Source organism: Aureispira sp. CCB-QB1 (assembly GCF_000724545.1).
GTDB lineage: Bacteria > Bacteroidota > Bacteroidia > Chitinophagales > Saprospiraceae > Aureispira.
The window spans coordinates 1-25,415 of sequence record NZ_JHBV01000015.1 but is presented as its reverse complement, the minus strand read 5'-3'; the positions used below and the strand labels follow the sequence as shown (position 1 = coordinate 25,415).

Below are 25,415 nucleotides of genomic sequence, written 5' to 3'. Positions count from 1 at the left end.
GTGGAGGTATTTATTCCCTGTTCGTGCTTTTTTATTGTCTTATCTACTCAACATAATTGTTATGGGGTTGTTTTAAATAATACTTAGCTGCACTATTATTGGAATATTGTTTCGGTCGTGAATTTGGAAACTCAATTTGTGGTCGTAGATTTTTTTGATAAGTAAGTGGGCATAAAAAATTATAGCTAAAAAATAGCTTTATTTTTAGTGCTAGTCGAAGAGGAAAAGTACAGCTTTACCTGCGGTGCTACTGCGTGGTAGCGAGCTAAAGCAAATTTTTCTGATGAAGAGTAGTGCAAAAAAGAAGGTTGTTTAGCTGCGCTGCTACTTCGTGGTTTATAGAATTTTTTCTGAACGATTACTTAATTCTAGCTATATTATTCCAAAAACTAAAACAATCAATTACAATGTCAACCTATACCTTACAGAGAACACAACAACTACCCATTTCCTTAGAAAAAGCTTGGGATTTTTTTTCTAGCCCTAAAAATTTAAAAGCAATTACACCCGATTACATGGGATTTAATATTCTGTCAGGTGCAGATAAGCGAACTTATCCTGGGCAGATTATAGAGTATACAGTAAAGCCAGTATTGGGCATTCCTATGTATTGGATGACTGAAATCACACAGGTTCGAGAATTAGAGTTTTTTATTGACGAACAGCGTGTGGGACCCTACGCCATGTGGCACCATCAGCATTTTTTTAAAAGAATTGAGGGAGGGGTGGAAATGGAAGATATTGTACATTATCGACTGCCTTTAGGTCCCTTGGGGAATATTGCGCATGCTTTGTTTGTAAAGCGGCAATTGGAAGGAATTTTTGATTATCGTTTTAAGACATTAGAAAAAAAATGGGGAACAATCCATCATCCTAGATAATAAGATCAAACGTATTTCTTGCAAAAAGAAAGATAAAACCCCAATCTAAGTTGAAAGATTTAGATTGGGGTTTAAATTAAGCTCCTAAGCTTCGTTCTCCAATTCTTCTAATTCTAATTCCGCAGCTTCCCATTTTTCCATTGTCTCAGCGAGTTTAACTTTAGTTGCTTCATATTTAGCAACAGCCGTATCGTATTCTACGGTTCCAAAAATAGACATATCAGCCATAGTCGCTTCATATTTTTTCAAATCTTCTTCTAAGCGATTAATTTTACGTTCTGCATTTTGGACATCTTTTTTCAGTTGTTTTAAGCGTTGATGATACTCTTTGCCTTCCAACTTAGGTTTTTTGATTGTCTTGTTGCTGGTTGTATTGGTTTTGTCAACTTCGTTTTTACCTGCTTTTCCTAAACTTACTTCTCTAAAAGTATCTAAGGCACGTTTTTCTAAGAAATATTTGACATCTCCCAAATAAGGTTTTAGTTTTTTATTATTAAACTCAATAACTTTATCGGTTAAACCTTCTAAGAAATCTCGATCATGGGATACTATAATTAACGTCCCATCATAGCGCATAATGGCATCTTTTAAAACATCTTTAGAACGAATATCCAAGTGATTGGTCGGCTCATCAAGTACCAATAAATTAATCGGACGTAGCATCATGCAAGCCAACGCCAATCTAGCGCGTTCACCTCCAGAAAGAACCGATACTTTTTTGTCGACATCTTCGCCAGAAAATAAAAAAGACCCCAAGATATTGCGCAATTTAGTTCGCATTTCAAAAGGAGCATTTTGATCAATGGTTTCCAGAACGGTTAGTTTAGGATCGAGTGTTTCAGCTTGATTTTGAGCATAATACCCAACTGCTACATTATACCCCAGTTCTGCTGTTCCTTCTGCTTGGATTTGCCCCAAGATAATTTTAGAAAGTGTTGATTTTCCCTCACCATTCTTACCAACAAAAGCAATACGCTCACCACGAATGATTTCCAAATTAACGGCATCTAAAATGTTGCGTTCACCATAGTTTTTGGTAACATCTTTTACTTTTACAACAACTTCGCCAGAGCGAGGAGAGGGAGGAAAGGTTAATTTCATTTTGGCACTATTAACACTATCCAATTCTATTCTTTCCATTCGATTCAGTTCCTTCATAAGAGACTGAGCCATTTTTGCTTTATTGGCTTTCGCACGGAAACGATCAATCAATTGCTCTTTTCTAGCAATTTCTTTTTGTTGGTTTTCAAAAGCATTTTGTTGTAATTCTCTGCGCTCTTTTTGGAGAATTAGATACTTAGAGTAATTGGCTTTATAGTCGTAAGTTTTTCCTAAGTCTATTTCTATGGTTCGCTTGGTAACGTTATCTAAGAATGTTTTATCATGCGAAATAACAACAACAGCACCTTCATAGGTTTCTAAGAATTGTTCTAGCCAAATGATAGATTCAATATCTAAGTGATTGGTCGGCTCATCCAAAAGCAAATAGTCTGGACGTTGTAGCAACATCTTAGTTAGCTCAATTCTCATCTGCCAACCACCACTAAACTCATCTGTTAAACGGTTAAAATCGGTTGGCATAAAACCCAATCCCATAAGAATTTTCTCTGCATCAACTTGAATTGTTTTTCCACCCATGACACGATAACGCTCATTCAACTCATCCAATTCATTAAATAAATTCAGATAAGATTCACTTTCATAATCTGTACGAGTTTCAATTTGATGATTGACCTGATCAATATCAGCCTCCAACTGTTGTACCTCTGCTAAGATACTTAAGGTTTCTTCTAGAACAGTTTTTCCTTTCGGTAAACTCATATCTTGATGTAGAAATCCAATGGTTGTACCATTCGGGCGAACTACATTTCCTTCATGAGGAGTAACATCTCCAGCCATGATTTTTAATAATGTTGATTTACCAGCACCATTAAGACCTACTAGGCCCACTCGATCGTTATCATTGATAGCCAAAGAAATTCTATCAAGAACAGTTCGATCACCATATTTTATAAAAACATTATTTATACCAAGCATATTGTTATATTAGTAGTTCGTTGATTTTTTACTTTTTTACTAAAAAGATAAAAAAGCACATTTATATTAGTTTACTTCGTGAGCGCTGCGCTTTTAGTTAGCTGCGCTGCTACTTCGTGAGTGCTGCGCAGTTGATAATCAAAATTTTGACACAAAATACAATGAGTTTTTAACTTATTAATTATCAATCTAATAAAGTTTAGCTTCGCTGCTACTACGTGGTTTTAACGAACTGTTGTTACATCAAATTGAATAGAAAAAATAAAGATCAAGTTAAGTAACGATAAAAAAGCATCTTTCGATTTGCTGAATCTTTTGCCCTATTTTTAGCTAAAGTTTTGGGCACGTAATCCATTACATTTTGCAACTTTAACTAAAAATGGAACCAAAATCTTACTGCAAATTTTTGAAAACTTATTTTTGAACGTTACTAAATTGGCAAAGATTTATAAAACTACTTTGTATGTTGTAGCCCAAACTTGGGGCAAAGATAATAGATTCTTATTAAAACAAAGGGTAAATTCTTTTTTAATCAAAAGGTATTGTTTCGTTAATACTTACCTGTGGTGCTGCCAGGTAGTAACAAGACAGCCAACTACTAATTTTATATAAGAAGCTTCTTCCTAACAAAATCTTTCTTAAATTGCTTAAAAGTTTGTAGGACAAATGCCCTTTTGAAGTTATTGCGAATAAACATTTTGACGTTCAGCTTGACAACCAATACTAGAGAATCGTTTAATGACTACTAATTAAAACTATAATGAATAACACACCACAACAAACACAATATTATCCTGCTATAATTCCTTTTCGCCAAGGAGAGAAATGGGGGTATTGCACTAGAGACAAAGATTTTATTATCACTCCCCAGTACGATCAAGCGGCGCCTTTTGTAGGAACAATCGCTAGGGTTATGTTAGGCGATAAATATGGATTGATAGATAAAACAGGAAGTATTGTTGTTCCAATTGTTTGTGATTTTATTGGTAATGAGTATGATCACTCCTTGTTGAATGAGGATAATTCTTGCACGATTATAAAAGATGAAAAATATGGATTAGTCTCTACAGATGGCGTGATATGGGCAGAAATGATTTATAATTCTGAGGAAGAAGCATTTCATGCTGCTGCTGAACGGGGCTGGAAAGGTGGAATTGTGGAGGATGATTTTCCTGAAATCGAGGCAACTGTTTTGAACCAAATCCATGCTGTAAAGAAAATTCAAAAGGGAATTCTTCGCTTTCGGCAAAATGATAAATGGGGCTTAATGACGGAGAAAGGAGTACTGTTGTTAACGCCTACTTATGATGAAATAGAGGATTTAGAAAACGACTATTGGCCTTTTCGAGAAGGGGACAAATGGGGCTTGTTAGACCTTGAAGGAAATATAGTTCTACCTGCTCAGTATGATGCCGCCAGAGGCTTTTCGAATGGTCAAGCTGCTTGCCAAAAGGACGGACTTTGGGGAGCTGTAAATCTTTCAGGACATTGGATATTTGAACCTCAATTTACAGAATTAGGGGAGTTCAAAGAAGGTTTATCTGCGGCTCAAAAAAATGGCTTGTATGGCTTTGTTGATGAATATGGTGCTGTACAGATAGATTTTCAATATCCTTATGTGTTGGATTTTAGTCATGGGGTTTGTGCGGTTTTGGAGGAAAAAGAGATTTATTTTATTGATGATGCGGGAACTATCGTTAGCGAGCGTTACAGGGCACTGTTTGGTCCCAATGAAGATTTGTGGATGCATGTAATGAAGGGAGATAAGTGGGGGATTGTACAAGCCAATCATTCTTTTGTCTTACCCATTCAATACGATTTGCCAAAAGCAATGGGGCAGGTGTTAAATGAAATTAAGAATGGCATGATTCCAATCAAGAAAGGAGCCTTGTTAGGCTTTGCCAATTTGGAAGGCAAGGAAGTTGTTCCCCCTCAATATGTGATTGTTGACCCTTTTTGTGAAAGACGATCGTTGGTTGCGACGTTGGACCCTAAATTAAATGGAGATAAAACCCCTAGTTCTATAGAAGAAACGGGTTCTTTATCAGGCGTTTTTAATTATGGTTTTATTAATGAAGAAGGTCGAGAGGTGATTCCAAGGAAATACATTTTGGCACACCGTTTCAAATATGGCTTAGCATTTGTCAAAAATGAGAACTTTCAAGTAGGCTACATCACTTATGATGGAACAGAGTATTTTGAAGATTAATAGAAATTGTTGTTCTTACTAAGAGGGTAGAATAAGTAGGTCAAAGGTCAGAGACTAGGAGTATATGAACAAACCTTTAGCCTCCAACCTTCGACCTATTTACCTAAACATATTCCATATAGATTTCGCAATCTTCTGGAAGCAACTCTTCTAAACGGTTTTTATATATTTTTTTGAAACCGTGGTGATCGTGAAACATTCTACTTTCATAAAAATGTATCTTCTTTAGATTTTTTAAATTACCCCACGAATCGGGGATTTCAAATATAGTGGCATCATTGTCATAAACAGTCTGTAAACAACTATTAAATTTTAATTCTTCCAAAGTGGGTAAGAAACCAATTTCCTTAGGAATCTCAGTAAAAATATTATCACTAAGACTAAGAATACGGAGCTTCCTTAATCGAACAACATCTTTAGGAAGTTTTTTTAGTTGATTATACCGCAAGTGCAATACCTCTAAGTCAGGATAGTTACTCAATAGATTATCAATATTATTTAACGTATTATGAGATAAATCCAAATAAGTTAGCTTTTTCCAATTTTTGATCATTGTAGGGATATGCGCCAAGCGATTGCTAGACAAGTCCGCCGTTTTAATATCCTTAAACTTTTCCAAAGGAGAAAATAAATCATCAATAGCTTCTTGGTTTCGCAAAGCCGACTTCTTATACGTATTAGAAGTACTACTAGCATAGTGCTCAATTCCAAGAAAACAAGCACTGAAATTGATGTGCTCAATATCGTAATCTTTAATTTCTATCGGAAACTGAACCAAAATAGTTGATTTTAAATCAAGCAACTTTTTTTCTGGAACGTAAAATTGTTCTTCGATAATTTGCTTGATAAGTTTGCTATCTTGACTGTGTTGAAACAAATAGAGTACGCCTTCACTCTTACCGTTTGTTCGATAAGCATATTCTGCTAAAGCCAAAGGCGTTAAATCGAGCCCTTTTCCGTCTTTGCTTCTCAAAACAGTGAAATTAGGATAATCCCTCAAATCCAAAACCAAACCTTGAGAAGAGCCTGAATTGTCATTACAAGCAATAATTGTCTGGATGTTTTTAAGTTGATTAATCTCTGGCGGAACAACAATACCTTCTCCCAATAGCAAATGGTTGAGATCCATGATATTTAGGTGTTCCAACTGTTTTAGTTTGCAAATGACCATTGGAAACTCTACAAATTTATTGTTAGAAATATCCAAATGTTTTAGCTTAGGCAAGAGAACAATAGCTTCGTTCAGTTTGTCCAATTTATTACTAGAGACATTTAAGATCTCTAGATTTTGAAAAAGTTTAATTTTGGTTGGTATTGTCTTGATTTTATTACTGCTTAAGTCAATTTCCGTTAACTCTTTGAAGCTGTATAATTCACTAGGAAAGGCAGTCAAAGCGCAGTCATTGATCTTAAAGACCGTACCTGTAATAAATGTACTTAGTAGTTCTTTTTTAAGCTTGGTAGGTAGGCGATCTAGCAGGTATTTTAGCCCGACACCATATTTGTGATACATGGCCAGTGCCATTTTCATTCCATCCAATGCTCCTTTACTCATTTTTACATAGGCATCAATATTTTTTTTAATGGTTTGTTCTGTAGGAACAACTTGCCCCTTTTGAATAAGGCGTCGATCGCTGTTCATAATCTCAGAAATAAAATTAAATTTTTGTTGGTGTAAAAACTCAGCTGCTTTTCGTTTTAAAGCTTCATTTTCCGATAACTTGAAGACAACGAAAGCTTCTGTTAAAAGCTCTTTTGGAAAATTCTGGGCATCCAGAATTTCAAAAGCAATTTGTGTATTATTATCGTCAGTACTCAAAAGTAAAGACGATAAATTCTTTAACTCTTCAGAAGTTAATTGCATACTAAAATTGTTTCCTTAATGATAAACATGAGCTTATTTCTCTGCAACGTGTGCTTCTCCTCCACACGACAAAACCTTTGTCAGCTACAACTAAAACTTCAGTTTTGTACGAAAACACAAAGTCAAAACCATGTCCCAAAAATTTTTGTCTATCTCTCTTTTTTGAACTATGTGTAATTGATTGATTTTTAGTTCAAAATAGAGCTGTTCATATACCGGTATTAGAATTTGTCAAATTTAAAGCCAAGCTATTGACAGCAATTTTGAGAGCAAAAAATGAAGAGAAAATTAGGAGATGGATGCTGTTTTGTTAACATTTGGAAAGCATAGAACTTCTAGCCTATAGAAGGAAAGTTTTGAACAACTTTTGAATTGCGAAATTGTTAAAACTAAAGGAGCAGTATTAGTGATTTTAAAATATACTTTTAATATAAAAAAATTTATTAAGTTAGTTTAAATCAATTATTTATAAAGGATTTTAGAAGTTGTTTTTATTATTTATAATTAGTCTTAATATTGATAAGCTAAAAAAATACAACCTATTTGGGCATTGGTTATTTGAGACGTAAGTATAAGTTTCGTATAATGAGGCGTTTGTGGCTATACGAAATAGGCGTTTTTAAGACTTATTAAATATATCTTAAAATTATTGAGGAAAAATGGCAAAGAGCGATTTTGGATATAATTGGCACAATTACTCTATAACGTAGAGTGAAAAATATCTCTTTGAGACAATTAAACATGAGTCATCCCGAATTTTGTAATAGAGCAAAGAGAGAAAAAATACAAACGGAGATGGCAGCTCTAAGACGGTAAATCGGTATGGAAGTATTTCTATACCGATTTCCTGTTCGATGTCCCCAGTTTCGGAGGAAAAGGTTGACCCAAGTTCTCCAATTTCGAAGTAGAGTTAAAAGAAAATCATAAACCAAAGCAACGATAGCTAATAACTTAAGCTTGTTTTCCCAAAACCACAATCTAGGAGATTCCATTGCTAACTCTGTTTTACAGAAACGAAAAGATTGCTCAATTTCCCAGCGATGCATATAGCTATTCGCCATTTCCCAAGCAGTTCTGGCATTTGTAATGATTACAGAAGTCAGAAAATAAATAGGAGGAGTCTGTCTTTTTTTGTCTCTAAGAATAACTAAATATAAGGGAATATCGGGTAACTCTGGATGAAAGACTTCTCCCCATGCTATAGTTGCAGAACGTTGCTCTTTTCGTTCCTTGTCATAAATTAATCTAGGTTTTTTTCCTTTAAATGAACGGGCTAATAAATGTGTTTTCTTCTTTCCTTTTTTCGTAGCGATAAGTAGATGATTTTTCTTCCAACGGATCAGAAAATCTTGTTGGAAATGTAACATATGCTCTACTGTCCAGATATTTGCATATCCTCTATCCAAAACATGTAGAACTCCTGTATTTAATTCCTTTTTTAATCGTTTTAGCATACGAAAAATGATATTAGTAGCGAGTTCTTTATGCTTGCCTCTTGTTGTCCACCAAGTCATTTGACAAACACTTGGCACTCCTCCTAGGCAAGACAACATCGTAGCTGTCCACTTATAGCCAGGGACACATATTCTGCTACTTGGTGGTCGGTAAAAACCGCGTTTAATTTTTGTTAATCGCTTGCCTTTACTACTCCAGACACTACACAATCCTTCACTCCACCAACTTTCTGGCTTTTCTAAACGAGAATCATCCCATAACAACAAAGGGCGTTTTCCTTCTTTTTGCAAGCTGGCAATACGCTCTTTTGTCTTCTCAAACAAATAGTCTTTTATTAACTTGTGTTCCCATTTTTTGCTCCTTAACAAGTTGCTTATTCGCTTTGTCCCTGCTGGTGCCTTCCGAAATCCACAAATGTACCCGCCTAACTCACTTAAAAGTAAACCGCTACTCTTGTTTCTTAATATTAGTATGGAAATGAATAGATTATAAAATGTTCTAACCAAACGGCTATCTATTTGCTCATCTAGTTTTATCAGTAATCCTTCTAAGTATTTAGAACTTTTTTTCAAAAGAAAATTGTCGGCACCATTTATTTTTCCTTTTTCTATTTTATCTTGTAAGTATGTTTTATACATAAAAAAACTCTTGTCGTTTTGGAATTGTCGTTAATCCCAAATTTACGCAAGAGTTTTTATTTTTTTGTCATCTCATAAATTCGGGATGACTCATGTTTATAAAATGAATGATGTAGAGGATCAATAGTTAGCTTTACTGCTACTGCGTGGTTTCAACGACCACGAAGTAGCAGTAAAGCTAACTACTAGAGGATGTGTTCTACCTAAAAATAAGCTTACCAGTATAAGAGTGGGCTGTGTCTTCGTTCTGAATTTTATAAAAGTAAATGCCATTGGGCAAATCCAATTTTTGTAATACAATAGAACGGCTAGTTATTGAGTTAGATCGGAGCATTTTTCCTGTAGTATCGTATAACTCTAGACTCCAATTCTTATATTGAGAAAAGTTTTGAATTTCGATTGTTACTTTATCAGAAGTGGGAACAGGATACACTAGGATATCATTAGAGGACGCTGCTAGTTTAGAGGTAGATGTATTAACTGTACAATCAATATTTAGGGGAGTGCCCCAAGTCGTACCACTTTTAGAGAAGTAGACCAATTCATATTTTTGTACCCCCAAAACAGTTCCATAATTAACAAAGTATCCGCCACCAAGTCCTTCGATATAGGTGTGATAGGTGGCAAAAGAACCAATTAGTTCTGACCAACAATTGGGACCAACTCGATAGTATTGTTTGTCTACTCGCTTCGATCTTCTATTGGTTGGAGGATCTATTAAGAAAGTTGAATAACTCATAGAATCTGAGCGTATTTCATTAGAAAGCTGATTTAGGTAGGTATGTTCAGAAAGGATAATCGTTTCAACAATGGTATCGACCGTTATGGTGGTGTCTGGCGTAGCACTCATGCTTTGGCTATGATAACGATTTTGGCAACGAGCCATCGTATAAGTTAACGTATCTTGATTGTTTGAAACAACTTTGTCTAAGACAACTTTACGAATATTTTTATAGTTATATTCCCAAGGTGCAGAAGAACTCTGGTAGTAGTCTTTTATGTGAAAAATATCGCCAATATCATAATTAAAAATATCACTAGCTGTTACATTGACAGTACCCAAGTCAGGTGCACTACTTCCTACTAAATGATAACTGTTTGTATCAAGTGGAAAATTGGGCATGGCATAAAAGCTAACTAAACCATAGTTCTTAGAAAATTTAATTTCTTTTTGGTTAAAAGGGTTATTAATATTGTTATTGGAACTATTTTTTACTTGAAGTTGAATGGTTTTAACGCTGTCCATTGTTCCCAAAATGGAGCTATTAACAACACCAACCACCTTGGCTTCAATATAATCTTGATTGGGGAAGGTGTAGAGCCGCCATGTATCGTTGGTGTTCGCCATTGTTTTTATTAGAATACTGTCGTTGTGGCGATTAAAAAACAAATAATCTCCATTGGGATAAGCTAAAATTTGGTGCCCGACCCAAGATGAGTCGTGTACCATAATTTGGCAAGACCCTGTGTAAGAAGTTTGGGTTAGTACTTGGTGATTTCGATAAAAGGTATGATTGCCCAAGTGATTGGTAGAGTCAATTCGAATTGACTCTATGGTTGTAAGACTACCAATATTGTAGTTGTTCACATGCCTGAAGTGTTTCTCCTGAGTGGGGGATATCAAGGCATAGTTTTGAGCATAGGCATGTTTGAAGGTTACTAAAATTAGTAAAAATAGGAATGTTTTTTTCATTTTAATTTAGCTTTAGATATTACAATAGTTGGTTAAAACCATGTAGTAACAGTATTAAAAATAACAATAAAAATTATTCAGTTTCTAACATGTTATTAGTACTATCCTTTAGAATTTTGATAGCCCCAATTACATGTTTCTGAAAATGATTATGTGGGGATTTTTAGCTAGAATTAAAATGAACTCTCCTATAAATATAAGTTATTTTTTAGTATGATTCAAGTCCTTTAACTTTTTAAAGAGAATAAAAAAAACCTATCAAGCCAACTTGATAGGTTTAAAAAAAATATTAATTTTATTAAGCTTCTGTTTGCTCTTTCAACAAAGCAATCCCTAGCTCATCTAGTTGTGTTTCGTCAATGGTAGCAGGTGCGTCAATCATAACATCACGTCCTTGATTGTTTTTAGGGAAAGCAATAAAGTCACGAATAGAACCTGCGCCTTTCATAATGGAACAAAGTCGGTCAAAACCAAAGGCAATTCCACCGTGAGGAGGGGCACCATATTCGAATGCTCCCATCAAGAAACCAAATTGTTCTTCTGCTTCTGCCTCTGTAAAGCCTAGTAATTTAAAGTTTTTGGCTTGCAACTCTCGATCAAAAATACGAATAGAACCACCACCTATTTCCCAGCCATTAATAACCAAGTCATAAGCATCAGCACGCAAAGCTTTCATCGTATCATGATCTCCAGTCAACATGCGTTCGATGTCGTTCTTTTTAGGAGAGGTGAAAGGATGGTGCATAGCGTGAAAACGTTCTGAGTCTTCGTCCCATTCCAACAAAGGAAAATCAACAACCCACAGAGGATTGAAACCACCCGAACGCAATCCCATACGATCGCCCATTTCTAAACGCAGGCTATTTAACTGATCTCGAACTTTGTCCGTTTCACCTGAAAGAATTAAAAGCATATCACCCTTTTGAGCACCTGCTTTTTCTAACCAACTCATCAGTTGCGCATCGGTGTAAAATTTACCAACAGATGATTTAATGGAGCCATCTAAGTTATATTTTACATAGACCAAACCTTTGGCGCCAATTTGTGGGCGTTGCATCCATTCCGTTAGCTTCTTTATGTCTTTGTTAGAATACTGGTCAGCTTGTCCTGTAGCACAAATACCAACTACCAATTCTGCACTGTCAAATACAGGAAAACCATGACCTTGAGCGACATCATTAAACTCGACAAATTCCATCCCAAAACGTGTGTCTGGTTTATCAGAACCATAGCGTTTTAGTGCTTCATCATAGGTCATGCGAGGGAAGGTTGGTAGGTCAACTCCCAAACATTCTTTGAACAAGTATTTGGTCAAGCCCTCAAAGGTTTGTAAAATTTCTTCTTGGGTGACAAAAGACATTTCGCAATCAATTTGTGTAAATTCTGGTTGGCGATCCGCTCGCAAGTCTTCGTCACGAAAACATTTGACCAATTGAAAGTATTTGTCAAAACCAGAAACCATCAATAACTGCTTGAAGGTTTGAGGCGATTGTGGCAAGGCATAAAATTGCCCTTTGTTCATACGGCTAGGAACAACAAAATCTCTAGCACCTTCTGGAGTACTTTTGATCAATACAGGTGTTTCTACCTCAATAAATCCATTATCAGACAAGTATTTACGTGTCTCAATAGCCACTTTTGATCTAAAGAACAAGTTTTCTTGAACAGGGCGACGACGCAAATCCAAGTAACGGTATTTCATACGAATTTCTTCTCCACCGTCTGTTTCTTCGTCGATTGTAAATGGAGGTGTCAATGATTCGTTTAATACTTCTAATTTTTCTACTAGAATTTCAATCTCACCAGTAGGAATTTTAGGATTCTTGTTTGAACGCTCTGCTACCTCACCTTCTATACGCAAAACATATTCACGACCCAATTTTTTGGCATCATTATATAACTCTTCGTTAGTTTGTGTGTTAAATACCAATTGTGTAATACCATAACGATCTCGTAAGTCGATGAATGTCATGGATCCATAATCACGATTTTTGTTCAACCAGCCAGATAGCGTCACCTTTTGACCAACATGCTCTATGCGGAGTGCGCCACAATTGTGCGTTCTATACATTGTTTGTTATTTGTTGTATTAATTTTTATTGTTTTAGTATAACTAAGATACTAGCAATACTTCATGATATTTACTGTTTTGTTTTTGTGACAACCCAAAAACACGAAGTACTCTATATTTAAGTAGTCAACTTCAAATTAGTAACTCTTTAATCAATATAAATTTGATTGTGAGACTTGCGAAAGTAACGATTTGTTTGGAGCAAACCAAAATTCTAATTAGAATCCTTGTTCCAAAAGGAAGACAAAAAACTAAAAAATAAATCGACTGTAGCTATTTTGTGAACGATTTTATAAAGTTTTGATGTTGGTAGGGTAAGAAACTTGTATTGAAGTTAAAATAAAAAGCATGAATAAAGAGCGAGAATTTAATGCGATTGGAGATATTTTATACCAAGAGTTGTTAACATGGGGATTGGACCCCAACAGCATGGTCATAGAAGATAAAAAGTCGGAATTATTGGACCGTAAAATAATAACTGGAGAAAGGGCGTCGATTGCTTTTAAGGTTATTTTAGAACTTAAAAAAGAGCTTAATGGAGCTCTTTATAATGAAAACCCTCTAAACCAAGGAGCCGATTTTCCACATATGTATATTTGGAAAATAAGGTTTTTCTACTTTCTAAAAAACACAAACAACATCAAATTAACATTAGAGAAAGCTACGTTGGGGCAGAAAATAAGTCGTCTTTTTGGAGGGGCTAAAACAAGAGTGTACCATAAAGAATTTGATAAAACGTTTACCCTTTGGTGCAATCATCGTTATGCTTATGCAGATATATTGAGTTTACCGATTCAAGAAAAAATGTTAGCCCAAATTAATTATTGTTCGTTATATACTGTTCTAAAAGATCGGATACGTTATGAGACTACGTTGGATCCCTTATGGTTTAGAAAAAGCAAAAACTACTTTATGGAGCTTTTTGAAATTGGTTTCTTACTAGCTCAAAATATTGAAAACTGGGAAGTTCCTATTGAACACGAATGATTGTATTAGTGCTAAATAAATCATCTCGTTGAACGCATGCTTCAACGAGATGATTTAATATTCTATTAGCGTGAAGAATTATTTAGTAATCAAAATACGCAGTACAAAGCCGTCCAATTCAATCGTTACAAAATAAACACCATCAGGAAGATCTTTCCAGTTTGGAACAGTTTGGTACCAAAGTAATTTATCAGATTCCGTTTTAAAAATAGTAGTTTCTTGATGTAGTAACTTGCCTACGGTATTGTGCAAACTTACTTGTGCTTTATAAGCACTAACATTAGACATAAAAATATCTAAGTGATCTTTTACATTGCTAAGGTGATAATAATAGGCTTGTTTGGGTTGCAACTCAACCACAGATTTTCGAAGACTTTTGTAAGCTGCCCAAAAGTCAGGTACTCCATAGCCATAAGCGTTATCTGGCTTATCTTTGTAATGTCCATGTTCTTCTAGGGTATGAATAATTTCCATGTTGTTGTGTTCTGGAAATGCTTGCCATAAGGAGCTGACCATACCTGCCATAATAGGAGCAGAAAAGGAGGTTCCATTGCTATAGCTAGTATCGTAACGTTTTTTAGCTGCTACCACAGCGATGGCGCCTCTTGCTACGACATTGGGTTTGATAATAGGTTTTTCTTCAAAACCATAGGAACTAAACTTAGCATGATAGCCGTCTCTGTCAACGGCACCAACAGTTAACACGCTGTCTGCGTCCCCAGGAACGGTAATGTGTTTCCATTTGTCATTTCCCTCATTACCAGCACTAGTTACTACCAACATGCCTTTTTGAGCTGCAAAACTTGCCGCTTTAGTCATAGCAGATGTTTTACCATCAATATCTACATAACCATAGTCCATGTCATTATCATCAAAATCATAATATCCCAAGGAAGAATTGACGACATCAACACCCAGCTGGTCGGCACGTTCTATTGCTGCCACCCAGTTGTATTCTTCGATCCAATATTCTCCTTTTACATCTTCGGTTTTAAAAAGGTAGTATTTTGCTTTGGGAGCTGTTCCGACAAAAAGATAGGGCATATTGGCAGCCATACAAGAAGCAACATTTCTACCATGACTCGAAGACTCAAAAACATAATCATCTCCCTCTACAAAATCGTGTGTGCCTAGTATTTGCTGATTGACAAAGAGGCTATCAAAACCAGGCGTTTCAGGCATGCCCTCAAAGCCCCCATCCATGATCGCAATATGCATTTCTTGCCCTTCATAACCCATTTTGTGCAAATATTCTCCTTTGAGCATATTGATTTGGTTTTTGCCCATACCATAATAATTGCTTTTGGTTTTGTAGGAATCTTTGTATTCTCTTTGCCCAATAGATTTGGGTGGTTGAGGTTCCCTTTTATAACCGATAGGAAAAACCTCCTTTACAAATTCAAAGCTTTTTAAATCTTCGACATCTGTACTAGCTGATTCTGTGATAACTGCGACGCCATTGAGCCATTTTGACGTAGCATGAATCTTGAAGCCTTTGATTAGAATAGGTTCTAGGTATTGAGGATTGACAGGCAAGTCTGATTCATCAATAGCAATGCCAAAGCGATTTCTTCTCTCTATTGCCCTGGCAGACAAATATTCTTGAGGGTGAAAAATACTATATGGATTGTTTTTTTTATCTTTAAAACTAACCCAATAAATGTTGTATTTACGTTGTGCTTCCGTTTCTGCTTGAAATAAAAAAGTAAAAAGAATTAGAAATAAAATATTTGTACAAATATTCATATACTTTGTGTTAATAATATTTTGTAATGACTGGCGTTGGATGGTTCTAATTGGTTTTTAACGGGGCAAATGTGTGTTAAAGGTATTGTTAATTAATTGAATATGTTTTAGTAGTGCTGCTTGGTTTTATTAGATGAACTCATTTTTTTTGTAAAAAGAAGATTTATTATTCGATGCAAGCCTGAACAGCTAATTCTAAAATACTAAACTCAAAGTAACTATTCAAATAGGAAGCCTCAAAAAAAATAAAAGTCAGATGAATAGCTGCTTTTTTTAGACCAGAAGTCTACTGTAACGTCTAGATATGAAATCAATAATTTGTTATAGAGTATGCATGCTCATTTTATGGGGGGCTTGTACTACTTTATCGTCAGCTCTTGAAGGCCAATCTATGTACACGTTTAACTATACTTTTGAAGATGGTCTCCCATCAGATGAAGTGTACTGGATCAAAGAAGCAAGCAATGGTCTGCTTTGGGTAGGATGTGATAAAGGTTTGGTTAGTTTTGATGGAGTTGCGTTTAAAAAGTATAAAGTGCCAGAGGCAAGAAATAGGTCTATTACAGCGATTTATGAGGACTCCAACCAAACTATTTGGTGTCATAATTTTGCTGGACAAATTTACTATATTCAACAAGAAAAACTTCACTTATTAGATATATGGGAACAAAAAAGAGGTGGTAGAGTCATTCAAGATTTGGTTTTGGAAGAAGACGTATTAAAAATTGAATCTAAATCAGAAACTTGGCTGTATGATATTAAAAAAAGAACGTTGAAAAAATCGGAGGGGATTTATTACTTTTTGAACAATCATGAAAAGATTTTTTTGCATGGATTAAAAGGTCCTTATTACAAAGAAAAAGAACAAACAATACCTTTTGAATGTCCAGAATGTTTTTATGTGTCAGCAAGTACAACAACTCCTAGAAGGTATCCTAAGTTTTCTTTTGTGAAAAACGAGACTTTAGAACTGATTTATGTCAATAAATATATGGATAAAAACTGGACTAGTTCCAACGGATCATTTCTAAAAGATGGAGTAAAAATTCCGTTTGTTTATGCTGTAGAAGGTAAAGCTGTGAAAGCCATTCATTTTCCACCTCTCTTAGAGCAATATGGAATGAACTTGATTATCAATAAAATAAAAATTGTTGATGAACATACGCTCTATTTGGCTACTTCGGAAGGGTTGTTTATTTGGAATATATTAACGAATACTGTACAGCACTTTTTTAAGGGGAAAATACTAAGCGATTCTTTTTTTGACCAAGAAGGAAATCTTTGGATTGGATCATTAGAAAAAGGTTTGTTTTTTGTCCCTCAATTGGGATTGCGGATTTATAGTAAGCTATCGGAGGAAAAAACAATTTATCAAATTGAGGCGGATCATCACGGAAATTTATTGTTAGGCTACGACGATGGAAGTATTGTTTATTGGGATCCTATTCGCAGTAAAATTTTGTTCAATTATTCGTTTCCAATTAACAAGAGAATTCAGTTTATTATTTACAACGATAAAAAAAATGAGTATTGGATAGCCGCAGAACTGGCAACTCATATTTTTAACCCTTCGAAACAAGAATTTAAATCAACAAAATTTGCAGGATCGGCCGTATATGACATGACTTTTGATCCCTTGGGGAATGTAATTGTTGCAATGGGGCATGGTGCGATTTTATATGCTGCCGATACCAATAATTTAGGAAGTGTTCACTTGCCTTTAAGTTGGAAAAATACAGAAACGTGGCAAAAATATAAAACTCGAAAACAATCAAAATACAATCATTATTATCTAACAAAAGGTTCTACACGAACCTATTCTACCTTGTTTCAGGGGCATCCTGAGTATACAATTTGGGTAGGGACTACAACAGGGTTAAGGTATTATGAGAATGGGATTCAGTATGATGTCAAAGATAACAATGGAAAGGATATTATAGCAACTTACATGGAAGCCTTGAATGATACTACTTTCTGGGTAGGAACTCTAAAAGATGGTATGTATTGTGTTCAAAATAAGAAAGTTATTAAACATGTAAAAATTGACGGAATAGAGACTTACAATGAAATACAAAAGCTAAAAATTAAAGATAGTATTTTATGGGTTGTAAGCGAGAGTGGTATTCTTCAGTATAATCTAGTGTCTGATTCGCTTAAAATTTGGGACAAAGGAAATAATTTGCCTTCTTGGAACGTACTGGATATCGCTTTTGTCAAAGATACGATCTATATAGCGACTAGAAAAGGGTTGGTTTCAATGCCTGTCAATTTAAAAGCAAGGGGCAAACAAACGGTTCTGAAGATGACTCAAATTATGATCAACGACTCTATTTATCCACTCAACAATCATTATGACTTGCCTTATGATCAAAATACACTCAAACTGCAATTTAGAGGAATTTCTTTCCGAAGCCAAAATGATTTTCGGTACGAATACCGCTTGCTAGGCGTGGAAAAAGGCTGGAATAATGTCTCTAGTGCGGGCAATAGAGTGAATTATCCTGATCTAAACCCTGGGAACTACACTTTTCAAGCCGTTTTTGTGAAAGCAGATGGGACACGTTCCAAACCAATTAATGTCCTCTTTCACATTAGAACACCACTTTATATGAAAGGGTGGTTTATTGCTGTTATAATACTTTTAGTGATTGCGATCATTAGTTGGATTTATAAAATTCAGATTAATAAAATAAAAGCTCAAAATAAGGAAAAACTAGAGCGTTCTCGTTTGGAAAGGGACATTCGAATTTCTGAACTAAAAGCACTAAAAGCACAGTTGAATCCACATTTTATGTTCAATGCTTTAAATTCCATTCAGGACTACATTATTCGAAATGAACGTGAGTTGGCAAGTGATTATTTGGGAATGTTCTCTGATTTGATGCGTCTATATCTAAATCATAGCCAAGAAGGGCAACTCTCTCTAAAAGAAGAAGTTGATTCTCTTCAACTTTACCTAGAACTGGAAGCTGTTAGGATGGAGGAAGATTTTAGTTACTCCATCAGGTTTGCTGACACTATAGATAGTTATAACATCGAAATTCCAACGATGCTGGTACAGCCTTATGTTGAGAATGCTATTAAGCATGGTTTATTTCGAAAGAAGGGCGCTAAGCAACTTGAAATAGTTTTTGAGCAAGGTAGCACCAACTCTATTTTAGCTATTATTCGAGACAATGGCATTGGTCGAGCTGCGGCGGCTCGGTATACCAAGCAAAGAATGAATCGGCACAAATCTTTTGCTACGGTCGCCAATAACTCTAGGTTAGAACTGCTGAATTATGGGCAACCCAACTCTATCAAAGCTAAAATTATTGATTTGGTTGATGATAATGGAGAGCCACTAGGAACAGAAGTTCGGATAAGTATTCCTATAAAAATGTAGTTGATTTGTTGGTACACAATGAAATATTACAACAATGTGGTTAGAGTTCAAACTTAAGTCATTCGATTGATGATCTCCAAAAAAGGTTCTTTTTTATCTCTAGAAAGTGGTGTTTCTATATTTTTTTCTAACAAAATGCTATGACCATCTTTTTTGATGTATTGTCGTACAAAGCGAATGTTGATTAAAAAGGAACGATGTGTTCGATAAAAATGCTCGTTGTGGCTCAACATTTCTACAAAATACTTTAAAGGTTTGGAGATAATTTGAGTGCCACTAGAATTAGTATGCAATTTTGTATACATGCCATCAGCTTCCATACAAATAATATCCTCGATGTCTACAAACAAAATTCCAGAAGAGACAGGAACGGCAATTTTTTTGAAAGCATTGTCTTGGATGGACTCTTTCAAAGTAGTTAGTTGTTGGGCAATAGTATTGTATTGAGATCTTTGTTCTATTTTATTTAAAGCATTTTTAATCTGTTTGGGGCGAATGGGTTTTAACAAATAGTCTACGGCATTAACCTCAAATGCCTTAATGGCATATTCGCTATAAGCTGTTGTGAAAATTAGATGAAACGTCATTTCATGAGCGTCTAAAAAATCTCCAATTTCGATTCCTAAATAGTCAGGCATTTCGATATCTAAAAAAACAAGGTTTGGTTTAGAGGTTCTAATCAGTTGGACGCCGTCCATCAAGCTGGCGGCTTCTTCAATATGTGTAATTTGAGGGCAATAATCTGTTAGAATGGTCGATAAGAGATGTCTTGCTTTTGACTCATCGTCAATAATGACTGCTTTCATAATGTGGGTTGATGAATGATTTGGTTGGGAAATCAAAAATAATAAAAAGGCCTCTTTTTTTTTATTTTAAAGATTAGTTTTTCCCATTTAACTTAAAAAGAGTGCAATTCAGAAGTTGAAATTTACAATTCAGCAATTGACAAATTAATCTTAAGTAGGATGCCTTAAATTTGTAAAAGAATCCACTCAACTAACAATGATTAATTAACACAAAGCTCTACAGAAAAGAATAATAACTACCATGTAGTAACTTATTTAGAGTTCAAAATTAAATTTACATGAAAAAAGCGTTCCTAACAACCTATTTTGTAGTCATGTCTATTCTTGCGTTTGCACAAACAGCAACTTCTTCGTACTCCTTTACAGGCAATGCCAATGACAATATAGGAAATAATGATGGTACGGTCTATGGGGCTGTCCTGACCGAAGATCGTTTTGGTAATCCCAATGCTGCCTATCAATTTGATGGTATAGACGATTATATTGATTTTGGAGATTCGTCAGAATTTAGATTCAATGGCAGTTACACCCTGTCTACTTGGGTGTACATAGAGGATACCTTAGGACAAAATATTGGGACTATTTTAGTTAAAAGAAATCCGAATAGTCCATATAATCAATACAATCTATCTGTTACATCAGATATACAATTTGGAGGAAATGGAAATACAATTAAATTTTTGCACAAAGGAGACATTATGCCTGTTTCTAGAATTTTGTCTTCGCCTAATTTAACAGTAGGCTGGCATCACTTAGCAGTGGTTCATAATGCAGTTGATCAAGTATTAAAAATGTATTTTGACAATGTTTTAATTTCAACAACAAGTTATAGCAATTCAAATGAACAGGTGTTGGAAGTGTCTGGTCGACCATTCGAAATTGGAGGTAATATAGTTTCTAACAATCATTTTAAAGGAAAAATAGATGATGTGAGCATTTATCGAGATACATTATCGGCTACTGCTATCTCTGATTTGTATTACCAAATTGATACAACAAGTTGTTTAGTAGCTCAATATACTTTTGATAACAATAGTGTTGAGGATCAGAAGGGCAATCGAGATGCTGTTTTGGATGGGGCAACGTTTGGGAATGATAGATATGGAAATTCAAACAATGCTCTGAAAGTAGCAGGTGTAGGGTCAGATCAAGCGACTTATATCCCACATCCAATAATTAACCCAAACAATGATTTTAGCATTTCTTATTGGGTCAATGTTGATTCATTCAATACCTCTCAAAATTTTCAATACTTTGTTACCTCAAGACATACAGCAACAGGCGCAGAACAAGGTGGGGTTGATATGGGAGTGAATGGATCGGGAGAATTTGTTTGCGTTTTGCGCACCTCCTCAACATCCATTGCTACTGTAAATTCTTCTGCGCAAACAACCAGTGAATGGCATCATGTTGTAGCTGTTAGAGCTAATGACACACTCAAATTGTATGTTGACAATGTTTTGGTAGGAACTGATGCAATAAGTAATACGAATATGAATTTTCCTAGTTTTTGGACATTAGGTTCTATTTACAATCCTGGTCCAATAATTTACCGTGAATTAAGTGGTCGTTTGGATGATGTCCGTTTTTATTGTAGAGGATTAAGTGCTGCAGAAATCACAACCTTGTATCCACTTTCAACTAGTCATACAATTCCCAAAACTTCTATTGCTTGTAAAATATATCCCAATCCAGTACAAGATGTCGTTAATATTGAGTTAGAAGAAAGGTGGAATGGTCAAGTGCAAATCATCAATGTAAGTGGACAAATATTGTATCAAGAGGATATAAATGAAACAAGTCACTCAATAGATGGTAGAAACCTACAAACAGGGATTTATTTTGTTCGATTGTTGAATAAGGAAGGACAAGTAATAACTCGAAAATTTGTTAAGTAGGTAGGAAAAATAAAAATCCATGAGATAACCAGCAGCTTTTTCTTCTAGAGAAAGCTGTTTTGTTATCTACTGTGTTTCCATCTTCTATGAGACCAGAGCCATAATTCAGGACATTTGATGATCGCAGCTTCTAATTTTTGGGCGTACATAGTCGTTAATTCTTCAGGAGTGTAGTTTCGAGGAGTTTCTGTAATGACTGATATTGTCATGGTGTAGTAGCCTCTTTTGATTCGTTCAAAATCTATGAAAAGCAAAGGGATATCATAGTTAAAAGCATAAGATGCTGGTCCTTTTAAAAAGGGAGTGTCCTGATTTAAAAAAGAAAGCCAGTGAGCTCGCTTAGGGTTGCTAGGAGATTGGTCAGCAATCAAAACAAAAGTTGCGACTTGATCTTGATAAGCTTTGAATGCTCTTGGAGCTTTGGGGCTAGACCAAAAATACGTATTGTACAAACTACGGGAAGCCTTGACGTACTGATCAATATAAGAATTTTTAATAGGAGCGTAGAGAATAACAACATCAGAACTAGTATGAGTAGAGGCAATCATTCCACCCCATTCCCAGTTGCCATAGTGCCCTCCAACAATAATAGCAGATTTGCCTTTGTCAATGATTTGTTGAGGCAATTCTGGCGTCATAAATTGTTGCCGCTTTTGCAATTCCTCCATAGAAAGTGTAAACCCTTTAAGTCCTTCTAGGAGTATGTCAAAAAGATGACGGTAAAACTTTTTCTCAATTAGAATGCGTTCAGCGGTCGTTTTTTGTGGAAAGGCATTGGCTAAATTTTGCCGAACAACCTTTTTTCGATAACCAATTATTTTGTACACAATCCAATAAGTCACGTCAGACAATCGATACAAAAACCAAAATGGCATCCATTTGAAAAGAAGTACTAAAAACCGAAAAGCTATGTAAACTAGGTAGTTGATGGATACAGCATATTAATAGAGTGAACAGGTAGGTTTTAGAATAACACGAAGGTAAATAGAAATCATGTAGATTAACAAAAAACTACTTGTTAAAAGAGACAAAAATACTATCATTAAGCCCCGAATCATTTAGAGGTCGCATTCGCTGACGTTTTCGAGTTACTGTAATTTTATTTTTACGTTCCAAATTTAATAAGGCATCAATATAGTTTTTTTTGACCAAGGCTTTTCCTGAATGATGGTTCTCATAAATATCAATAATTTGAAGTGTTTGTGATTTGTAGGTGCGTAATAAATCTTGTTCTAGATTAAACATAGAACCAAAAAGCGTTTGGCTTGTAATTTTTCTTTGAGGACCGTTGTTGGGATTAAATTCCAAATTGCCAATACCATCTTCTATAATTTGGCTCTCTATCCGAAATATTTCTCTCATGAGACTATGGTTGTCCTTGTTTTTAGTAAGAAAAAATAAAAAGTGGCTTGTTTTGTTTTTAGTATTGTAAAACTTGTAGCGAAGTGGAGACATCCAATCTGAGGATGTAATGGTGTCTAAGCATTGTTCAAATGCATTCAAAATTAATCGTTCTTTTTGGTGGGGAGCAGGTTTATCCTTGAATGCTATTTGCAATTGATCTGCCTGTCTTTGCCCAAACATTTGGAGTAGAGCAGTCGCTTTCTTTTTTTTATGAATAGATTTATATATTGCTTGATAATCTAGCAACAGCAAACAATCCGCATTGCCATGTTGCACTAAGTTTTGGACTAAATTCCAGTTCACCCCTTCGTAGTTCCACAAGTCAATTAAGGCTAATGTTGGAAGTGTTTTGATGCTAGAAAGGCTTCCTAACACGCTATCGTCCACCTCTGAAAAATTCAGAAAAGGAGGAAACGTGAAGGTTTCAATCAGATTAATTTGTGTAATGGATTCTGTAATTGCGGCTATTTTTTCTTCTTGTTTGTCATTGATTATGACTGATAACATCTCTCTAGTAAGTCGATTTTTAACGGCTAATGTTAAGACTTGAGTAACGATGGATGTTGTTGTTGGATCATTGTTATCAATACCCCATCCTGCCGCAAAGTCAACAAAGGCAAATTTTTCTTCTAAGTTTTCCTGTTTAATGGTAGCAACTAATTGTTTTGACCATTTTGAGAAATACTTTAAGACAATATTTGAACGCACCTCATGTTCATTCTTAGGATTAGTATGATAAATAGATGTTGCCATAGTATAATAATGTATTGCTAGTATCGAAAAGAATAAAGCAGTGAAACATACTGCCAATTGTGGGTTAGGTTGTGTGTAGACACAACACCTAGATTGTAATTTTTAAAAATTTTCTGAACGATTACATTAAAACAAAAATATGCATTTTTTTGTTTTTGTAATAAAAAATACCTTTGTTTTTTGCTTGTGTAGCTAATAATTGTTCAAAAAATAGAATTTCTTGCTTTCCAAAGAGCGGTTGCAGAAAATTCTGAAAGCAGGTTTTGATTGTTGTTGATAGGAAAAGGAAGGCTTAGTAGAGATTTAGTGTAAATCTAAAATTTAGGCTGGATTTTTAGAAATAAATGCTCTATCTTTGCCCAAAAGATAGACAGAAGATAAATTCTAAAAAAATTTTGAGTCTTAGTAAATAATACTTTGCTGATTAACTCTGCTTAGTTGGCTATACATCTCTTAGATGGCATTTATTTCATGAATGTAGTTGATTATTAACGTAAGTGCCCAAAAAATTAGAAGTATAATTTAACCTATTTTACCTACCACAAACAAACACAATGTTACAATTTTACAAACTTTGGAGCATATTCATAGTCTGCTTCATCTTATCAACGGTCTCGTCTGCACAGACCATCACTATTGTTGACCCCAATGGCGGCGAGGTTTTGCACACTTGTCAGCAATACACAATATCTTGGAATACATCAGGAACGCTCTCTGATTATTACGATATTGATTATTCTTTAGATGGAGGAACAATTTGGGCTTCTGTAACAACGAATTACCTTTCTACCAATGGTCTTTTTACTTGGACGGTACCACCTGTACAATCAAGCACCTGTTTAATTCGAGTAAAGGATGCACAGAGTGGAGGTATTGTCGATCAAAGCGATGCTTTTTTTACGATTAATACGCCTGTCACAGTGTTGGCTCCGAACGGGGGAGAGACACTAAAAGGAGGAGATGTACATACCATTACTTGGAATGCAATAGGTACATCCAATACTTATGATTTGTACTATTCGACAAATGGAGGAGCAACTTGGAGTACCATTGTAGTAAATTATGCAACAGGTTCTGCGACTTATAACTGGACGGTACCCAACATTCCTTCTTCCAATTGCTTAGTTCGTGTCAGAGACCATGTGACTACTTGTATGTTGGATGAAAGTGATGCGCCTTTTACCATTACACCAGATGACCCGATACTTTTGAGTCCCAATGGGGGAGAAAACTTGTTTCCTGGCTGCACTAGAACTATAACTTGGAATCCTGCAACGTTTTATTCAAATGTATATTTGGAATACAGTACAGATAATGGTGTGTCATGGACGACAATCACAAGTAATACGAGCAATGATGGCAGTCATTCTTGGATAGTTCCTACTCAAATTTCGACAACATGTTTAATTCGAGCAAGCAATGTAGCAAATACGACAATCTTAGACATTAGCGATGCAACATTTAACATAGTAGCGCCGATACGAGTAACGGCATCAAACGGAGGTGATACCTTATATGGTTGCAGTCGTTATACAATTCGTTGGACAAAACCGAACTCTTGTATCAGCAGATTTAGGCTTTATTATTC

The 25,415-nt window shown here is 35.2% G+C and carries 14 protein-coding genes and 1 pseudogene; 6 read left to right on the top strand and 9 right to left on the bottom strand.

The window, feature by feature from the left end:
* Nucleotides 1-407: 407 nt before the first annotated feature.
* Entirely contained in the window at nt 408-881 is a 474-nt protein-coding gene (locus CG11_RS06335; protein ID WP_052594268.1) for an SRPBCC family protein, read from the top strand.
* Nucleotides 882-965: 84 nt separating this feature from the next.
* Here the strand turns inward: CG11_RS06335 and CG11_RS06330 are convergent, their stop codons facing one another.
* The gene (locus CG11_RS06330) at nt 966-2,918 is read right to left on the bottom strand and encodes an ABC-F family ATP-binding cassette domain-containing protein (RefSeq protein WP_052594266.1); all 1,953 of its coding nucleotides are present in this window, start codon (nt 2,916-2,918) and stop codon (nt 966-968) included.
* Between the two features lie 760 nt (nt 2,919-3,678).
* Here CG11_RS06330 and CG11_RS06325 point away from each other — a divergent pair.
* Nucleotides 3,679-5,127 (top strand): WG repeat-containing protein, encoded by a 1,449-nt coding sequence (locus CG11_RS06325; RefSeq protein ID WP_052594263.1) that lies wholly within the window; start codon nt 3,679-3,681, stop codon nt 5,125-5,127.
* Between the two features lie 103 nt (nt 5,128-5,230).
* Here the strand turns inward: CG11_RS06325 and CG11_RS06320 are convergent, their stop codons facing one another.
* The 4 genes from CG11_RS06320 to aspS form a co-directional block, all read right to left on the bottom strand.
* Nucleotides 5,231-6,991 carry a hypothetical protein gene (locus tag CG11_RS06320; protein ID WP_052594261.1) on the bottom strand — a complete coding sequence of 587 codons (1,761 nt, stop codon included), beginning with the start codon at nt 6,989-6,991 and terminating at the stop codon, nt 5,231-5,233.
* A gap of 746 nt (nt 6,992-7,737) precedes the next feature.
* On the bottom strand, nt 7,738-9,084 hold the full coding sequence (locus CG11_RS06315) for a transposase (protein ID WP_052594259.1): 1,347 nt from the start codon (nt 9,082-9,084) through the stop codon (nt 7,738-7,740).
* Between the two features lie 199 nt (nt 9,085-9,283).
* A complete protein-coding gene (locus tag CG11_RS06310; protein ID WP_052594257.1) occupies nt 9,284-10,777 on the bottom strand; it encodes a T9SS type A sorting domain-containing protein in 1,494 nt (497 codons plus the stop codon).
* A gap of 298 nt (nt 10,778-11,075) precedes the next feature.
* Entirely contained in the window at nt 11,076-12,848 is a 1,773-nt protein-coding gene (gene aspS / locus CG11_RS06305) for an aspartate--tRNA ligase (RefSeq protein ID WP_052594256.1), read from the bottom strand.
* Nucleotides 12,849-13,196: 348 nt separating this feature from the next.
* On the opposite strand from aspS, the gene CG11_RS06300 reads away from it, so the two are divergent.
* A complete protein-coding gene (locus CG11_RS06300; RefSeq protein WP_052594253.1) occupies nt 13,197-13,835 on the top strand; it encodes a hypothetical protein in 639 nt (212 codons plus the stop codon).
* A gap of 78 nt (nt 13,836-13,913) precedes the next feature.
* On the opposite strand, the gene CG11_RS06295 is transcribed toward CG11_RS06300, so the two are convergent.
* Nucleotides 13,914-15,581: a S8 family serine peptidase gene (locus tag CG11_RS06295; RefSeq protein WP_052594251.1), complete on the bottom strand. Its 1,668-nt coding sequence runs from the start codon at nt 15,579-15,581 to the stop codon at nt 13,914-13,916.
* A gap of 304 nt (nt 15,582-15,885) precedes the next feature.
* Between CG11_RS06295 and CG11_RS06290 the strand changes: the two genes are divergently transcribed.
* Entirely contained in the window at nt 15,886-18,966 is a 3,081-nt protein-coding gene (locus CG11_RS06290; protein ID WP_081909479.1) for a histidine kinase, read from the top strand.
* A gap of 53 nt (nt 18,967-19,019) precedes the next feature.
* On the opposite strand, the gene CG11_RS06285 is transcribed toward CG11_RS06290, so the two are convergent.
* The gene (locus tag CG11_RS06285; protein ID WP_052594247.1) at nt 19,020-19,772 is read right to left on the bottom strand and encodes a LytTR family DNA-binding domain-containing protein; all 753 of its coding nucleotides are present in this window, start codon (nt 19,770-19,772) and stop codon (nt 19,020-19,022) included.
* Between the two features lie 278 nt (nt 19,773-20,050).
* Here CG11_RS06285 and CG11_RS06280 point away from each other — a divergent pair, with 278 nt between their 5' ends.
* Complete coding sequence (locus tag CG11_RS06280; RefSeq protein WP_052594245.1) at nt 20,051-21,670, top strand: LamG-like jellyroll fold domain-containing protein; 1,620 nt, start codon at nt 20,051-20,053, stop codon at nt 21,668-21,670.
* 62 nt (nt 21,671-21,732) lie between these two features.
* Here the strand turns inward: CG11_RS06280 and CG11_RS06275 are convergent, their stop codons facing one another.
* Nucleotides 21,733-22,581, bottom strand: coding sequence for a lysophospholipid acyltransferase family protein (locus CG11_RS06275; RefSeq protein ID WP_255351920.1), 849 nt, complete (start codon nt 22,579-22,581; stop codon nt 21,733-21,735).
* 100 nt (nt 22,582-22,681) lie between these two features.
* Nucleotides 22,682-23,827: a three-Cys-motif partner protein TcmP gene (tcmP, locus tag CG11_RS06270; RefSeq protein WP_052594241.1), complete on the bottom strand. Its 1,146-nt coding sequence runs from the start codon at nt 23,825-23,827 to the stop codon at nt 22,682-22,684.
* 554 nt (nt 23,828-24,381) lie between these two features.
* On the opposite strand from tcmP, the pseudogene CG11_RS06265 reads away from it, so the two are divergent.
* Nucleotides 24,382-25,415 (top strand): annotated as a pseudogene (locus CG11_RS06265) (hypothetical protein); the annotation flags it as partial.

What these genes read in the sequence shown, in the direction of transcription:
- CG11_RS06320 (WP_052594261.1), bottom strand. Translation starts at nt 6,991, where the DNA reads ATGCAATTAACTTCTGAAGAGTTAAAGAATTTATCGTCTTTACTTTTG.
- CG11_RS06285 (WP_052594247.1), bottom strand. Translation starts at nt 19,772, where the DNA reads ATGAAAGCAGTCATTATTGACGATGAGTCAAAAGCAAGACATCTCTTA.
- CG11_RS06335 (WP_052594268.1), top strand. Translation starts at nt 408, where the DNA reads ATGTCAACCTATACCTTACAGAGAACACAACAACTACCCATTTCCTTA.
- CG11_RS06325 (WP_052594263.1), top strand. Translation starts at nt 3,679, where the DNA reads ATGAATAACACACCACAACAAACACAATATTATCCTGCTATAATTCCT.
- CG11_RS06300 (WP_052594253.1), top strand. Translation starts at nt 13,197, where the DNA reads ATGAATAAAGAGCGAGAATTTAATGCGATTGGAGATATTTTATACCAA.
- CG11_RS06290 (WP_081909479.1), top strand. Translation starts at nt 15,886, where the DNA reads ATGAAATCAATAATTTGTTATAGAGTATGCATGCTCATTTTATGGGGG.
- CG11_RS06295 (WP_052594251.1), bottom strand. Translation starts at nt 15,581, where the DNA reads ATGAATATTTGTACAAATATTTTATTTCTAATTCTTTTTACTTTTTTA.
- CG11_RS06280 (WP_052594245.1), top strand. Translation starts at nt 20,051, where the DNA reads ATGAAAAAAGCGTTCCTAACAACCTATTTTGTAGTCATGTCTATTCTT.
- aspS (WP_052594256.1), bottom strand. Translation starts at nt 12,848, where the DNA reads ATGTATAGAACGCACAATTGTGGCGCACTCCGCATAGAGCATGTTGGT.
- CG11_RS06315 (WP_052594259.1), bottom strand. Translation starts at nt 9,084, where the DNA reads ATGTATAAAACATACTTACAAGATAAAATAGAAAAAGGAAAAATAAAT.
- CG11_RS06330 (WP_052594266.1), bottom strand. Translation starts at nt 2,918, where the DNA reads ATGCTTGGTATAAATAATGTTTTTATAAAATATGGTGATCGAACTGTT.
- CG11_RS06310 (WP_052594257.1), bottom strand. Translation starts at nt 10,777, where the DNA reads ATGAAAAAAACATTCCTATTTTTACTAATTTTAGTAACCTTCAAACAT.
- tcmP (WP_052594241.1), bottom strand. Translation starts at nt 23,827, where the DNA reads ATGGCAACATCTATTTATCATACTAATCCTAAGAATGAACATGAGGTG.